This is a genomic window from Luteibacter sp. P1_D3, from assembly GCF_056406135.1.
Window position 1 is genome coordinate 105,269 of record NZ_JBFUAT010000011.1, and the last position, 15,858, is coordinate 121,126.

The following is a 15,858-nucleotide window of genomic DNA, read 5'->3' on the forward strand; positions in this document are numbered from 1 at the left end:
TGCTAGCATGCTGCGCATGACGACCGAGACCCCACCGACCGCACCCATCCCGGCGACGCCGGCCCCGGCCGCCGCGCCCGCCTCCGCCAGCCCGCGTCGGCCTGCCGACCCGGCGCCGCGTCGTGGGGGTGGTGCACTTGCCGTAGCCATCCTGATGTCGCTGGCCGCGCTCGGTGCCGCGGGCTACACCGCTTACACCGTCTGGGTCATGCGTCAGGACGTCGGCGCGGCCAACGGTCTTCGCGGTCAGGTCGACACGCTGCAGGGCACGGTCGATGGCTTGCGCGACGACAACGCCAACCTGCGTCGTCGCATCAGCGACGCCGATGGTGTGAACCGCTCGGCGCGTGAAGAGATGCTTGGCGTGTCGGAACGTACGAAAAATCTTGAAGATGCCGTCGCCAATCTCTCCGAGCGCAGCCTCAGTGGGCACGATGCGATGCTGCTCGACGAAGCGGAATCCCTGTTGCGCATGGCCAAGGAGCGATTCGCGTTGTTTGGCGATGCCAGCGGGGCGCTTGCCGCCTATGACCTTGCCGACACGACGCTGGCCGCCGTGGGCGACAGCGCCTTTGCCGTTGTTCGCCAGAGCCTGAAGGCGGAGCGTGAAGCGCTGGCCGCCGTGGCGCCCTCGGCTCGCGCGAGCGATCTCGCCACGCTCGCCGATCTGCGTGCGCAGATTCCCAGCCTGCCGCTCAAGGATATCGATGCACCGGTGGGCGAGAACGAAACGCGTGGCTTCTGGCAGCGTGCGGGTGACGCACTCGGCAGCATCGTCAAGGTAAGCCACGACGACGGCACGCCACTGGGACTCGCCGACGATCGGATCGCGCGCGAACTGGCCGCACTGGATGTCGCTCATGCGGAGGCGGCCGTGCTGGCCTACGACGACCTGGGTCGTGCCGCCGCGTTGAAGCGCGTCGATGCCACCCTCACCGCGCGTTTCAATCCGGCGTCGCCCAGCGTGCAGTCGGCGCACGCCCGCCTTGTCGCCTTGCTCGGCAGCCAGGCCAAGGGGCCCGAGCCGAAGCTGGGCGCCGCGCTTGCCGAGCTGCATGACCTGCGTTCCGTGCATGCGCTGCGGGCCGGCGCGGCAGCGACGCCCGCGCATGCTGTCTCCGCCGGGCACCCGGCATCGGCCACGTCCGTCGCGCCGGCTGCTGCGACCACGCCGGCGCCGTCGTCCTCGTCCTCGTCCGCTGCGAAGGCGACGCCATGAAGCTCTGGCGCTGGATCGTCGGCCTGATTCTCGTCGCGGTGCTCGCGGCATTCGCCTGGCACTGGGTGGCGGACGATCCGGGCTCGGTCCTGATCCGCCTTCGCGGCACGACCCTGCAGATGACCGTCGTCAGCGCCGTGGTGTTGCTGCTGCTTGCCTGGGCCGTCATCGCCGCGCTGGTCACCCTGATCCGCTGGCCGTTCGGCGCGCTGAACCGTCGTCATCGCCGGCTCAGTCGCCGACGTCTGGCCGACGGCCTCGTGGCCTTGATCGAAGGTCGTCACGGCGAAGCCGAGCGCGACCTCAACCGTGCTGCGCGCTATCCGTCGGTCCGCGGGCCTGCGTTGCTGGCCGCCGCGGAAGCCGCCGAACGCCACGGCGAATCCGCGCGCGCTTTGGAGACCCTGGACCAGGCGGCCCAGGAAACCCCACGCGCCGCACGCGTGTTGCGTGCTCGTCTTCTTCGCCGGGCGGGTCGTGCGACCGAAGCGGCCGCGCTGCTGGCGCCGGAAGCGAACAGTACGTCGCTCACGCCCTCGGGCTGGATCGAATACGCCGAGGCGTCGCTCGAAGCCGGCGACGCCCGTAACGCCGTGCGCGCGCTCGATCCTTTGCAAAAGAGTGGCGAACTCGGCACGCGTGCATTTGCCGATCTAGAGAGCCGGACGGTAGCGGCGCACATCGCCAGCGCACCGGACGGTGCGTCGCTTTCCACGCTGTGGTCGCAGTTGCCGAAGGGTCAGCGCCGCCTCCCGGCTGCGGTCGATGCGTACGCACGCCGTGCGTCGCGGTTCGGTCAGAGCATGGCCGCCATGGACGAGATCGAAACAGCATTGCGTCGCGAATGGTCCCCGTCGCTTGTCGCCACCTACGGTGGTTTGGGGGCGGAAGACCTCGAGCAGCGCCTGCGTCGTGCGGAGGGCTGGGTCGATACGCATCCGAACGATGCCGCGTTGCTGACGGCGGTCGGTCGCATGTGCGTGCGTGCTCGCTTATGGGGCAAGGCGAAGCCCCTGCTCGAGCGCGCACTCGCTATCGCGCCGAATGCCGATGCCTGGGAAGCGCTTGGCGATGTCTTCGTCGGTGAAGCTCATCCCGAATTCGCCCAGCGTTGCTATCGCAATGCACTGGCCTTGGCGCGTGGTGAAGCGACCGAGGCCTTGCCCGAGTCGCGCAACCACCGTATCGACACACGTGTTACCGCGGTGGAAGAGCGTGACCAGCACGGGGTGCCGCGACTTTCACCATGAGTCGGTTGCTGTCCACGTACGCGGCGTCGTCGTGGATCGTGCCGTCCGCGGCAACGCGGTAGGTCCGCGTGAACGGTTGCCGGTAACCGATCCAATAGTTGAAGCGCGGGTCCAGGTCGTAGTCGCTGCCGAGCTCGATGCGGTTCGATAGCGACTGGCCGGGCTCGAGTCGAAGATAAAAGCGTGCCGGATCCGGGGTGTCATCCGGGTCGATCGGCTCGACGCCGCGCGCAAAGGCTGCCGGGTGACCGCGGTAATCGTGGACGGTGAAAAGGGGGCGGGCAAGATGCTCCCCCGGTGTCATCGGCGGGGTGAGCACCTTGCTCAGGTAGAGCGTCGCCCGGCCACGATTGGTCAGCGTGACGACGATCGATCCCCTGTCCTGACCTGCTGAAACCGAGGGCTCACTGAGCGTGACCTCCAGATCGCTCGTTTCGACGTTCCGGGCCGCCGCCGGCACGGGCGCCGGCTGCGGTGTCGGTCGCGGGATCGTGGCCGCCGATTCGAGGAGGTAGATCAACCCGCCGACGAAGGCGATGAAAAAAAAGCCCCAGGCACGACGGATCGACTCACGATTCGGCCAGCGCCAGCGCGGCGGTTTCGCCGGTGCTTCGAGGGCCTGCCTCTCCGTTGCGGGTAGTGCGTTATAGGCGGTGGCCCATGCCTGCTGTCGCGGCAGCGCGAGATAGAGCCCGAGATACGCCGGGAATCGCTGGAAGTCGTCACGGACCTCGAACCACCGCCTGACGATCGCCGTCGGCAGGTTCTGCTTCGCCGCGTCGGCCGCTTCGATCAACGAAAGCCGGTTCGCGCGAAGCAGCGGCGGCAGGCTGTTCCACGCCATGCGTTGCGATTCGGCCGCTTCGATCCATATGCCCTTGGGACCCAGTGCGGCGAGATGGCCGATCTCCTGCCAGTGGAAGTGCGCCATGGCCAGGGTGAACACGCAGGGCCGCTTTTCGAACAGGCCCCTGGCGAGGCGATCGATGAAAACATCCTCGAAAATGCCCGGCGCATCGATGTATTGCAGCCGAAGCTCGGCGGTGCACGCCTCCAGCTCGCCACGGATATCGGCGGTTTCGCCGCTGGCGATGCGTGCGGTCATCCGGTCGACGAGCCGCACGGCCTGTTCCTGGGGATTGATCGCCGCGTAAGGCGGCGCCGTGGGGTCTGCAGAGGCGGTGTCGGCGGAGGGAACCGGCTCCATCAAAGGTGGCGGTGGCGCCGCGGCCACATCGTGATCCCCACCGTGATCCTCGTCGGCAGCCCATGCCCGCGCCGCCTCGTAGGCTTCGCGCAAGCGTGCGAAGCCCGCCGGATCGGTTGCCGGATCGATCCGCTTGATGCGTGTCGCGTAGGCACGGCGTACGGCACGCTCGTCCGCATGTAGCGGGAGCGCGAGCAACTCGAGGAACCATGGCAACGGCATGCGGGTTTGCCTCAGTCCGTCATGTCGGGTGCGAAATGATCGTTCGCCTCGATACGTTGCAACGCTTCGCGAAACAACGCAGCGTCACGCGTGACGAGGCGCGCATCCTGCGTCGTCAGCACGTGCTCGAAGCGCAGGATCATCTGTCCGAGATGATCGCGGCTCTCACCGAGCAACTGCTCGTAGAGGCGTTCCGCTCGGGCGAGCAGGGTGCGGTTTTCCAGCGTGTCGCGCGGATGGATCTTCAGCGATGCCAGTGCGTCGAGCCGTCGCGCGATCTCCGCGGGGGCCAGGCTTCCTTCGCTCCCGGCGATCACCAGGCGGCGTGTTTCCGCGGTGGCCACGATCGTCACCTCGACTTCCAGCAAGCCGTTGACGTCGTACGTGAATCGCACGTCCACGCCTTCCGCATGCCCCGGACCGGACGGCAGGGGAACGGTGAGGTCGCCAAGGAGAATGTTGTCGCGAACCAATCGTGACTCGCCCTGGTAGACGTCGATACGAAGGGACGCCTGGCTGGGGTCGATGGGTACGTAGCGTTGCACGCGACTGACCGGCACCACGGTATTGCGCTGGATGATCGGCGAATAAAGGCCGTCGGCCCGTATACCACCATCCATGCGGCGCGAGACGGCGGTGCCAAGGGTGTACGGACAGACGTCCGTCATCACCATCTCGTCGAGTGCCTTGTCCTTCATCTTGAGAGCGGCCTGGACGGCGGCGCCGAGCGCGACGACTTCGTCCGGATTCTGGCCCATGGCAGGGAAGCGGCCGAACATACGTGTCGCGAGGGCGCGGATCATGGGCATGCGGGTCGCACCGCCGGCGAGGACGACGTTGTCGAGGTCCGCAGCGCGGATGCGTGCGTCGCGCAGCGCGCGTTCGATCGGGCGCCACAGTCGCGTCAGCAAGGGTTGCGACAACTTCTCGAAGGCGTCGGCCTCCAGGTCGACGCGTACATCGCTGCCGCGCCAGGACACCTCGAACGCAGTGCCAGACTGGCTTCCGAGCTGGCGCTTGGCGGTCTCCGCACGCGCCAACAGGCGTTGCATGAACACCGCGTCGTCGCGTGCCGCTTCGGGGATGCCTTGCTGGAAGGCGAGCTCGGCGATCAGGGTCACGAAGTCTTCGCCGCCGAGCATGTTGTCGCCGGCGCTGGCGCGGACTTCCATCACGCCGTCGAACATCTCCAGGATCGATACATCGAAGGTGCCGCCACCGAGATCGAAGACGAGGAACTGGGTCTCGCCTTGGGCATCGTGCAGGCCATAAGCCAACGCGGCAGCCGTCGGTTCGTTGAGGAGTCGCTCGACCCGGAGGCCGGCCAGCTCGCCAGCGGTGCGCGTCGCTTTACGCTGCGCATCGGAAAAATAGGCGGGAACCGTGATGATCGCTTCGGTGACCGGTACGCCCAGTGCGGCCTCGGCATCGGCCTTCAGCGAGCGCAGGACTAGGGCGGAAAGCTCTTCAGCCCGATAATCGCGATCGCCCAGGCGGACGGTCCTGGCACTGCCCATGTAGCGCTTGAACAGCGAGGCGGTCTGCGCGGGATGCGTCTGCAGGCGCTCGCGAGCCGCCTCGCCCACCAACACGCTACCGTCCTGGTCGATGCCGACACAGGAGGGCGTGAGAACCGACCCGAGAACATTCGGGATGAGGCGCGGCGCGCCGTCGATCCACGCCGCGACGAGGCTGTTGGTCGTGCCGAGGTCGATCCCCACGATCATGCGTGTCTGTTCCCTGGTGCGGATGGCGCCGCCGCTCGCAGGGCACGCCATGACGCTCCCATGGGAGGGAGCGTGGCGCGTTGGAGCCCCTTACAACGCGGTCAGATTCGCGTAAGCGTAAACCAACCACTTGCTCCCGGCATCCTCGAAGTTCACCTGGAGCCGCATGTGGGCCCCGGCGCCCTCGGCGCTGACCACCGTGCCTTCGCCAAATTTCGGGTGGCTCACGCGCTGACCCAGCGCGATGGGGGAGGCTTCCACCAGCGAACTACTGCCACCTCCACCGGCGTAGCGGTCGGCGTAGGCGGGCCGCGATACCTGCACCCGGGGGCGCAGCTCGTCGATGAGCTCCGGCGGAATTTCTCCCAGGAAGCGCGAAGGCCGGGCCAGCATCTCCGTGCCGTGCATGCGGCGCGACTCCGCGTGGGAGACATACAGGCGCTCGCGTGCCCGCGTGATGCCCACATAGGCCAGGCGCCGTTCTTCCTCGAGGCGATTTTCTTCCTCGGTGGAACGCTGGCTGGGGAACAGGCCTTCTTCCATGCCGACGAGGAACACGATGGGAAACTCGAGCCCCTTGGCCGAATGCAGCGTCATCAGCTGGACGCAGTCGTCCCAGGCCTCGCCCTGGCCTTCACCGGCTTCCAGTGAGGCGTGGGAAAGGAAGGCCGAGAGTTCGTTGAGGCCGGCGTCGACATCTTCGGGTGTCATCTCGAAGCGGCTGGCGACGTTAACCAGTTCGTCCAGGTTCTCGACGCGCGCTTCGCCGTTGCCGCGCTTGTCGTTTTCGTAGAAGTCGCGCAGGCCGGTGTGGAGAATGGCGTGCTCGATCTGCTCGGCGAGGCTGAGTGCCGTCGGTGATTCGTCACCGTCGAGCTTGTCGTGACCGCCGAAGGTCCGCGCCAGGTTGTCGATCATGCCGATGAACGCCTTGAGCGCGTTCTTGGCGCGCCCGGCGAGACCGCCGATGGAGGCTTCGGTGAGCATGGCCTCCCACATCGAGCTGCTGTCGTTCCGCGCGCGGCGACGCAACTCGTCGAGCGTGCGGTCGCCGATACCGCGCGGCGGCGTATTCACGGCGCGCTCGAAGGCGGCATCGTCATGGCGGTTCGACGCCAGGCGCAGGTAGGCCAGCGCGTCCTTGATTTCGGCGCGCTCGAAGAAGCGCAGGCCACCGTAGACACGGTAGGGCAGGTCGCGCTGGATCAGTTGTTCTTCGAAGTTGCGCGACTGTGCGTTGGATCGGTACAGGATGGCGCAATCGCGCGCGTTGCCGGTCTCGGCGATGTGTTCGCGAATGCGTTCGATGACGAAGCGTGCCTCGTCCTGCTCGTTGTACGCGGCATAAAGCGCGATGCGTTCGCCTTCGCCGCCATCGGTCCAGAGCTGCTTGCCCAAGCGGCCGCCGTTGCGCGAGATGACGGCGTTGGCGGCATTGAGGATCGTCGACGTGGAGCGATAGTTCTGCTCCAGGCGGATCGTCTTCGCACCGGGGAAGTCGTTGAGGAACTGCTGCACGTTCTCGACCTTGGCACCGCGCCAGCCGTAGATGGCCTGGTCGTCGTCGCCGACCACGAAGGCCTGGCCGGTGCTGCCTGCGAGCACGCGGATCCACGCGTACTGCAGCGTGTTGGTGTCCTGGAACTCGTCGATCAACAGGTAGCGCCAGCGATCCTGGTAGTGCTTGAGTACCTGGGGATCCTTCAGCCACAACTCGTGCGCGCGCAGCAGCAGCTCGGCGAAGTCGACCAGACCGGCACGCTGGCACTGTTGTTCGTAGGCCTTGTAAATCTCGACGAAGGTGCGCGTCACCGGATGGTCGCGATGCTCGATCGCGTCCGGCCGCTTGCCTTCGTCCTTCCAGTTGTTGATCTGCCAGCTGGCCTGGCGCGGCGGGAACCGGGCCTCGTCGAGCCCCAGGCCCGCGATGATGCGTTTGATCAGCCGTTGCTGGTCATCGGAATCGAGGATCTGGAAGCCTTCGACCAGCCCTGCCTCGCGCCAGTGGCGCCGAAGCAGCCGATGGGCAATGCCGTGGAAGGTCCCGACGGTGAGGCCCTGCGTGCCGCCGGGGATGATCCCGTCCAGGCGCGTACGCATTTCGCCGGCGGCCTTGTTGGTAAAGGTCACGGCGAGAATCGCCCACGGCGGCACCCGCTCGACCTGGGTCAGCCAACCGATGCGGTTGATCAGGACACGGGTCTTGCCGGAGCCGGCGCCGGCGAGGATTAGATAGTGCCCGGGCGGGGCGCTGACGGCCTCGCGCTGGGCGTCGTTGAGGGAATCGAGGAGATGGGAAACATCCATCCCCCCATTGTACCGGCTGGGGACTCAGTTCTTCCGGGAAAAACCGGCCACGGCGACGATGCCGCCGATGACGATCCCGGCGATGCCGACCCACTGCGGGATGGACTTGTCGTGGGTGGCTTCGAGCTTGGCCGAGCCGATCGAGGCGACCGTATCGGTCTTCTGGTAGCTGCCGTTGCCCAGGGTGACCCAGAGGCCAAGCCCGATAAGGATGACGCCGACAATGATGAGACCTGCGCGCATGGTGTGTTCCTCCCGTTCCAAGTGGCGCCGAGAATGCGGGGACGGATGTGCAGGTTGTGTAGGCAAAAAAAACCCCGAGAGCCAGGGGAGCTCTCGGGGCGGGGTGGAAGACCGGAACCAGGGGAAGAACCGGTCCACCTTGAGGGGATCTCAGGGAGGTGAGACCCACCGATGGGACGCCGTTGCGTGCGTCCGAGTATATAGACGGACAAATCGCGGCAAAGTTTCATTGCGAGCACAAAAAAAATCAGCCCGCGTTCATGGGCTGATTTTTCAACGACTTGCCGGGGCGCAAATGTATGACTAAACGGAAAACTCACGTCTGGACGGCCAAAGGCGGCCAGGAACGCTTAGCTTTGGCTTAGTGCGCCTCGTCCCAGTTCAGGCCGACGCCGATGTCCACCTGCAAGGGCACGCTCAGCGACGCCGCGCCCGTCATGTGTTCTTCGATCCCTGCACGAATGGCGTCGACGGCATCGGCGCGGACTTCGAAGACCAGTTCATCGTGCACCTGCATCAGCATGCGCACGTCGTCGCGCGGTGCGATCCACGCCGAGACCGCGATCATCGCGCGCTTGATGATGTCGGCCGCCGTCCCCTGCATGGGGGCATTGATGGCGGCGCGCTCGGCACCGGCACGGAACGCCTGGTTGCGCGAGTTGAGGTTCTCCAGGTACAGGCGGCGGCCGAACAGGGTCTGGACGTAACCGTCGCGGTGCGCCTGCTCGCGCGTGGCATCCATGAATGCGCGCACGCCCGGATAACGCGAGAAGTAACGGCCCATGTAGTCGGAGGCTTCGCCACGGTCCACGCCGAGTTGCTTGGCCAGGCCAAAGGCGCTCATGCCGTACATCAGGCCGAAGTTGATCGCCTTCGCCGCGCGACGCTGGTTGGTCGTGACCTCGTCGGCGGGCACGCCGAAGACCTCCGCCGCCGTCGCGCGATGCACATCGCCGCCCTCCTGGAACGCACGGACAAGGCCTTCGTCGTTGGACAGGTGGGCCATGATGCGCAACTCGATCTGCGAGTAGTCGGCGGCGAGGATGCGCCAGCCCTCCGGGGCGATGAAGGCCTGGCGAATGCGCCGGCCCTCCTCGGTGCGCACCGGAATGTTCTGCAGGTTCGGATCGGACGAGCTGATGCGCCCCGTCGCGACGGCACCCTGGTGATAGCTCGTGTGAACGCGGCCGGTGCGCGGGTTGACGATGCCGGCGAGCTTGTCGGTATACGTCGAGCGCAGCTTGGCCAGACCGCGATACTCGAGGATCAGCCGAGGCAGCTCGTGCGTCTCGGCGATCGCCTCGAGCGCTTCCTCGTTGGTCGAGGGCTGGCCGGTCGGGGTCTTGATCTTCGCGGCGAGGCCGAGTTCGTCGAACAGCACGGCCTGCAGCTGCTTGGGCGAGTCCATGTTGAATTCGTGACCCGCCGAGGCATGGGCGAGCTGCTGCAGCTCGACCATGCGCTTGCCGAGCTGCTGGCTCTGCAGGCGAAGGACATTGGCGTCGATGAGCACGCCCGTGCGCTCCATCTTCGCCAGCACGGGCACCAGCGGGATTTCGATGTCCGCATACACCGCGCGCAGCGAGGGTTCGGCCTCCAGCTTCGGCCACAGGGCATGGTGCAGGCGCAGGGTCACGTCCGCGTCTTCCGCGGCATAACGACAGGCGGTATCACAGTCCACCTGCGAGAACGAGATCTGCTTCGCTCCCTTGCCGGCGACCTGCTCGTACTTGATGGTCGTGTAACCGAGGTAGCGCGTGGCCAGCGAGTCCATGTCGTGCCGCGTCGCCGTCGCGTTGTAGATGTATGACTCGAGCATGGTGTCGTGCAACAGGCCCTGCACGTCGATACCGTAGTGCGACAGGATATTGATGTCGTACTTGCCGTGCTGGCCGACCTTCGGGCGCGAGGCATCCTCGAAGATGGGCTTCAACGCGCCGAGCACGTGGTCGCGCGGCAGCTGCACCGGGGCGCCGGGATAGTCGTGCCCTAACGGTATGTAAGCCGCCTTGCCCGGCTCTACGGACAGCGACACGCCGACGATATCGGCCAGCATGGCATCGATACTGGTGGTCTCGGTATCGAAGGCGATCAGCGTCGCGGTCTCGAGCTTTTCCAGCCAGGCGGCGAAGCGATCTTCGGTGACGATGAGTTCGTAGTCGCCTTCGGCGGAGAGCGACGGATCGGGCGGTGTGTGCGTGGCGACGGGCGTCGCGGCGGCAGGCGCAGGGGCAGCCGCGGTGCCGGCCTGGTCGAGATCCTTCAATGCCGCCTTGAAGTCGTAGCGTGCGTAGAGCTCGCGCAGCGCGTCGGTATCGCGCTCGCGCATGGCCAGCTGGGTGGGGCGGTATTCGAGCGGCACATCGGTGCGGATGGTCACCAGCTCGCGCGAAAGTGGCAGGCGCGGGATGGCCGCGCGCAGGTTCTCGCCGATCTTGCCGCCGATGCTGTCCGCATTGGCGAACAGGTTCTCCAGGTTGTGGTATTCGCCCAGCCACTTGGCAGCGGTCTTCGGGCCGCATTTCTCCACGCCCGGCACGTTGTCGATGCTGTCACCCATGAGGGTGAGGTAGTCGACGATCTGGTCGGGACGCACGCCGAACTTGGCGAACACGCCGTCCACATCCATCGTGGTGTTGGTCATCGTATTGACCAGCAAGGTATGCGGGCCAACCATCTGCGCGAAATCCTTGTCGCCCGTCGAGATGGTGGTGTGGATGCCTTCTTCCGCTGCCTGCCGGGCGAGCGTTCCGATCACGTCATCGGCTTCCACCCCGGGGATGCAGAGGATGGGAAAGCCCAGCGCGCCGACGATCTTCATCATCGGCTCGACCTGGGCGCGGAGATCGTCCGGCATCGACGGCCGGTTGGCCTTGTACTCGGGGTACAGATCGTCGCGGAAGGTGCGCCCTGGCGCGTCACAGACGAAAGCCACGTAATCGGAGCCGGCTTTCATGGTGGTGCGCAGCATGTTGACGATGCCGAACAGCGCGCCCGTGGGCTCGCCGAAAGCATTGGTCAGGGGAGGTAGCGCGTGGAACGCGCGATACAGGTACGACGACCCGTCGATGAGCGTAAGCGTAGGCATACCCCCGATTCTCTCATGGCCGAACCGGAGCCGTCCGTTCACGTGGAAAGCGGCATGCGGCTTGCTATCCTCGTCACCCCGCACGGAGATTTCCCATGAACCGCACGCACGCCCTCGTTGCCGCGCTCGCCCTGGCACTGGCACTCCCCGTGGCCGCCCAGACCGCCACGGACCCGAAGCTGACGCCGCTGCCGCCTCCGCCGGGACTCAACGATCCGGGCGTCAAGGCAGGCGAGCCGGACCGCTCCGGGCAGAAGCCGATCCCGCGTCCGGTCACCTACGATGAGGCTCAGGACGGCCGCACCACGCCCGCCACATCGGACGCCCAGGGGACGCCACGCTCGCCGGTCGCCTTGCCCTCCATGCAGGACAACGGTAGCCATGCCCCCGCACAGGACATCCCTCAGGTGACGATTCGCCAGCAGGGCGACGACCAGGTCCAGGAATTCCGCTCGGGCGGCAAGCTGACCATGATCGTGGTGACCCCGAAGAACGGCGTGCCGCAGACCTATATGGCCGATCCCGAAGGCAAGCTGCACGATCCCAAGAACGGTCCCGTCGATCCGGTTTACTACAAGGTTTACGAGTGGGGCGCGGCGCCCAAGCCCGTCGACTCGAACTGAACGGCTCTCAGCCGTCCAGTTCGGGGTAATGGCGGAAGATGCCGGTCGTGTTGAACGGGATCCGCCGCTCCGACGACAGGTAGGCTGCGATCTTCGGGCGGTCCGCCACGCGCTTTTGCAGGTCGCGGAGCAGGGGTAGCTTCTGCTTGGCCATCGCCTTGGGAAACGCGTATTCCAGGCCTGACATGACCTGGAACAGCGAGAGGTCGACGTAGGAGTGCTCGCGTAACGGGAACCTGCCGCCGCCGCGTTCGATGGCCTTCTCAAAGTAGGCGAGGAACTTGGGGATGCGATTCTCCCGGAAGTCCTTCGAGCGCTTTTTCGCTTCGGCCTTCTGGTCTTCGTAGTACAGCTCCGAGGCCACCGGATGGTGTGTGTCGTGCACCTCGGCCACGAGATCGGTGATCGTCAGTTCGAGCTGATGGGCCTGCAGGCGCTTCGCCTCGCCCTCGGGCACCAGCCCGTGACGTGGGCCGAGGTATTGCAGGATGTTTGCCACCTGCGCAATCACCAGCCGACCGGACGTGAGGAAGGGGGGCGCGTACGGAACGGCGCCTTCGTATTCCCCGTCGAGGAAGGGCGTCATCACCTCGTCGCCTTCGACGCGGGCGACATCCGTGTAGTCGGCACCCACGTCTTCCAGGCACAGCCGGACGAATTCGCCGCGCCCCTGCAAGCCCGTCCAGTAGTACAGCTTGTAGCTCATCGCATGCCTCCTCGTCGAAGGCCGCGATCATGCAGCGGTGTCGTTCAAGCCAACGTGAGCGCGACGTCGCGGAAGGTATTCCACACGGTCTGCGCGGGCGGTGAGAGCGATCGCGCGCGCCGCCGTAGGAGCGTGACCTCGCGGACCACCTCGGGCGTGACGTAGACGGCGACGAGGCCAGGTCGCAAGGCATCCAGGGATAGCGCTGGCGTCACCGTGACACCCAAGCCGGCCTCCACCATGCGGAAGGCGGTGTGTGGATGACCCACTTCCAGCGCCACCTGCATCGGGATGTCCCGTGAGGCGAAGGCCGCGTCGATCAGCCGACGCGAGCCCGAGGCATAGTCGAGAAGGATCAGCGGCTCGTGGCCGAGGCGTGGCCAGCCGACGTGGTGTTGGGCCGCGAAAGGGTGATCGGCACGGCAGACCACGCGAAACGGATCGCGCAGGATCGTTTCGGTGTCGAACTCTTCCGGGGTGGCCGGCTCGACCGTGAGTCCGAAGTCCACTTCGCCACCGCGTATGGCATCCAGCACCTGCGCCTGGCTCTGATCGCGCAGGATGATCTCGATGGCCGGGTGGTCGATCGCGCATCGCGCGATGCACGGAGGCACGAGGCCGGCCGATAGCGTCGGGACGGCAGCCAGGCGTACGCGGCCGCGCAGGGGGTCGGACTGCGTGCGTACGTGCGTCAGGACGCCGTCCAGCTCGTCGAGCACGCGGGCGGCGGCCTGCTCGAGGTAACGGCCGGCTTCGGTCGGCACGACCTCACGTGTGCTGCGGTCGAAGAGGCGTACGTCCAGCTCGGCTTCGAGGTCGGCAATCAGCCGGCTGACGGCCGGCTGCGTCAGGTGCAATGCCTCCGCGGCACGGCGAAAATGCCGGTGGTGGGCGACGGCGAGGAAGGCGCGAAGCTGGCGCATCGAGACATTCATGTGATTAATGTATCACCGAATCAGATAAAACGATTTGTCTTATCAGTCAGATCGGCATGAAATAGCGTCATTCCACACTCTTGCCGGTTACGCCCATGCGCCGCTTCCTTCCCGACGGATTCACTCTCTCGCTGATTGGCACCGTGCTGCTGGCAAGCTTTGTTCCCTGCCGTGGTGCGACGGCCGAGGTCTTCGGTGGGCTGACGGACGTCGCCATCGCCCTGCTGTTCTTCCTGCATGGCGCCAAGCTGTCGCGCGAAGCCGTGGTGGCGGGCATGACCCACTGGCGGCTGCACCTCACCGTGCTGGCCAGCACGTTCCTCCTGTTCCCTTTGCTGGGGCTACTGCTCAAGCCCGTGCTGTCACCGCTGGTGTCCCCCGATCTATATCTGGGCATCCTGTTTCTATGCACCTTGCCGTCGACCGTGCAGTCGTCGATCGCCTTCACCTCGATGGCGCGGGGCAATGTGCCGGCTGCGATCGTGTCGGCGTCGGCGTCGAGCATGCTCGGTATCTTCATCACGCCCCTGCTGGTCGGCGTGATGATCGCAGGCTCGGGGCAGGGTGGGTTGTCATGGCATGCCATCGGCGCGATCGTGCTGCAGCTGTTCGTGCCCTTCGTCGCCGGCCAGGTGGCGCAGCGCTGGATCGGCGGTTGGGTGCGCAAGCATGCCGTCCTGCTCACCTTCGTCGATCGCGGATCGATCCTGCTGGTGGTCTATACGGCCTTCAGTGCGGCGGTGCTGCAGGGCCTGTGGAAGCAGTTGCCGCTGCCGGTGCTGGGCGGACTGGTCGTCGTCAACGTGGTGCTGCTGGCCTGCGCCCTGCTGGCGACGCGCTACGGTGCGCGTGCCCTGGGCTTCGCTCGGGAGGATGAAATCACCATCGTGTTCTGCGGCTCGAAGAAGAGCCTGGCCTCGGGGGTGCCGATGGCGAAGGTGCTGTTCGCCGGGCATCCGCTGGGGCTGATCGTGTTGCCGATCATGTTGTTCCATCAGATCCAGCTGATGACCTGCGCGGTGCTGGCGCGCAGGTATGCGGTGCGGCGTGAGGTGGCATCGGAGCTGGTCGCGAGCAGCCTTCGCCGATAAATCGGCTCCCACAGGGGCGCTCTTAATGGCGGAAGTGGCGGACGCCCGTGAACACCATCGCCATATCGTGCTCATCCGCGGCAGCGATCACTTCGCTATCGCGCATCGAACCGCCCGGCTGGATCACGGCACGAATGCCGGCAGCGGCAGCGGCATCGATGCCGTCGCGGAACGGGAAGAACGCATCCGATGCCATCGCGCTGCCCGGCACCACGAGGCCGGCTTCCTCGGCCTTCAGGCCGGCGATCTTCGCGCTGACCACGCGGCTCATCTGGCCTGCACCGATACCGACGGTTCGGTTGTCACGGGCATAGACGATGGCGTTGGACTTGACCATCTTGGCGACACGCCAGGCGAACAGGAGGTCGTCGAGTTCGGCGGCCGTCGGCTGGCGTTTGCTGACCGCCTTGAGCTCGTCGCGCTGCACCTGACGATGGTCGGCTGTCTGCACGAGCAGGCCGGAACCGACGCGCTTGATGTCGTGCGTGTTGCGACCGTCGCCCAGCGGAATTTCGAGCACGCGCACGTTGGCCTTCTTGGTCGCTTCTTCGACGGCGCCCGCATCGACGACCGGCGCAATCAACACTTCGACGAACTGGCGCTTGAGGATCACCTTCGCCGTTTCCGCGTCCAGCGGGCGGTTGAAGGCAATGATGCCGCCGAAGGCCGAGGTGGGGTCGGTGGCATACGCCAGTTCATAGGCCGCGAGGGGATCGGCGGCGACGGCGACACCGCAGGGATTGGCATGCTTGACGATGACGCAGGCTGGGGCGTCGAACTGGCGCACGCATTCCCAGGCCGCGTCGGCATCGGCGATGTTGTTGAACGAGAGTTCCTTGCCCTGCAACTGGCGGAACGTCGCCAGCGTGCCCGGCGCCGGATACAGGTCACGGTAGAACGCACCGGCCTGGTGCGGGTTTTCGCCGTAACGCAGATCCATCACCTTCACGAAACGGCCGTTGGACTGCTCCGGAAATTCGGCGTGCGACGCGACGGCGGTATGCGTCTCGTCGAGCGTGACGCCCGAGAGATAGTCGCTGATCGCCGCGTCATAGTTGGAGACGCGATTGAACGCAGCGACCGAGAGCGTGAAACGAGTCGCGCGTGAAAGGCCGCCCTTGGCTTCGATCTCGGCCAGCGCGCCTTCGTACTGTGCCGGATCGGTGAGGACGGCGACATCGTTCCAGTTCTTCGCTGCCGCGCGGAGCATCGCCGGGCCGCCGATGTCGATGTTCTCGAT

At 66.0% G+C, this 15,858-nt stretch carries 12 protein-coding genes; 4 read left to right on the forward strand and 8 right to left on the reverse strand.

Annotated elements, in window-relative coordinates; translation table 11 throughout:
- Positions 1–16 precede the first annotated feature (16 nt).
- A complete protein-coding gene (locus tag AC1DYM_RS09805; RefSeq protein ID WP_477337772.1) occupies positions 17–1,219 on the forward strand; it encodes a uroporphyrinogen-III C-methyltransferase in 1,203 nt (400 codons plus the stop codon).
- Positions 1,216–2,469 carry a heme biosynthesis HemY N-terminal domain-containing protein gene (locus AC1DYM_RS09810; RefSeq protein WP_477337773.1) on the forward strand — a complete coding sequence of 418 codons (1,254 nt, stop codon included), beginning with the start codon at positions 1,216–1,218 and terminating at the stop codon, positions 2,467–2,469. The genes AC1DYM_RS09805 and AC1DYM_RS09810 overlap by 4 nt, the downstream gene beginning before the upstream one ends.
- Here AC1DYM_RS09810 and AC1DYM_RS09815 read toward each other — a convergent pair.
- The 5 genes from AC1DYM_RS09815 to polA all read right to left on the reverse strand — a co-directional run bounded on the left by AC1DYM_RS09815 (position 2,417) and on the right by polA (position 11,263).
- Positions 2,417–3,898 (reverse strand): hypothetical protein, encoded by a 1,482-nt coding sequence (locus AC1DYM_RS09815; RefSeq protein ID WP_477337774.1) that lies wholly within the window; start codon positions 3,896–3,898, stop codon positions 2,417–2,419. The two genes, AC1DYM_RS09810 and AC1DYM_RS09815, sit on opposite strands and share 53 nt — an antisense overlap.
- A gap of 11 nt (positions 3,899–3,909) precedes the next feature.
- On the reverse strand, positions 3,910–5,625 hold the full coding sequence (locus AC1DYM_RS09820) for an Hsp70 family protein (protein ID WP_477337775.1): 1,716 nt from the start codon (positions 5,623–5,625) through the stop codon (positions 3,910–3,912).
- A gap of 90 nt (positions 5,626–5,715) precedes the next feature.
- Entirely contained in the window at positions 5,716–7,932 is a 2,217-nt protein-coding gene (gene uvrD / locus AC1DYM_RS09825; protein ID WP_477337776.1) for a DNA helicase II, read from the reverse strand.
- 24 nt (positions 7,933–7,956) lie between these two features.
- Positions 7,957–8,175 (reverse strand): hypothetical protein, encoded by a 219-nt coding sequence (locus tag AC1DYM_RS09830; protein WP_477337777.1) that lies wholly within the window; start codon positions 8,173–8,175, stop codon positions 7,957–7,959.
- A 361-nt stretch (positions 8,176–8,536) separates the two neighbouring features.
- Positions 8,537–11,263, reverse strand: a complete 2,727-nt coding sequence (polA, locus tag AC1DYM_RS09835; protein ID WP_477337778.1) for a DNA polymerase I — start codon at positions 11,261–11,263, stop codon at positions 8,537–8,539.
- A 95-nt stretch (positions 11,264–11,358) separates the two neighbouring features.
- Here polA and AC1DYM_RS09840 point away from each other — a divergent pair, with 95 nt between their 5' ends.
- Positions 11,359–11,886: a DUF2782 domain-containing protein gene (locus tag AC1DYM_RS09840; protein ID WP_477337779.1), complete on the forward strand. Its 528-nt coding sequence runs from the start codon at positions 11,359–11,361 to the stop codon at positions 11,884–11,886.
- Positions 11,887–11,893: 7 nt separating this feature from the next.
- Here AC1DYM_RS09840 and AC1DYM_RS09845 read toward each other — a convergent pair whose 3' ends face one another.
- On the reverse strand, positions 11,894–12,592 hold the full coding sequence (locus AC1DYM_RS09845; RefSeq protein WP_477337780.1) for a glutathione S-transferase: 699 nt from the start codon (positions 12,590–12,592) through the stop codon (positions 11,894–11,896).
- A gap of 44 nt (positions 12,593–12,636) precedes the next feature.
- Complete coding sequence (locus tag AC1DYM_RS09850; RefSeq protein WP_477337781.1) at positions 12,637–13,515, reverse strand: LysR family transcriptional regulator; 879 nt, start codon at positions 13,513–13,515, stop codon at positions 12,637–12,639.
- Positions 13,516–13,622: 107 nt separating this feature from the next.
- Between AC1DYM_RS09850 and AC1DYM_RS09855 the strand changes: the two genes are divergently transcribed.
- A complete protein-coding gene (locus tag AC1DYM_RS09855; protein ID WP_477337782.1) occupies positions 13,623–14,618 on the forward strand; it encodes a bile acid:sodium symporter family protein in 996 nt (331 codons plus the stop codon).
- 22 nt (positions 14,619–14,640) lie between these two features.
- Here AC1DYM_RS09855 and purH read toward each other — a convergent pair.
- A partial coding sequence (purH, locus tag AC1DYM_RS09860) for a bifunctional phosphoribosylaminoimidazolecarboxamide formyltransferase/IMP cyclohydrolase (protein ID WP_477337783.1) occupies positions 14,641–15,858 on the reverse strand: 1,218 nt, incomplete at its 5' end.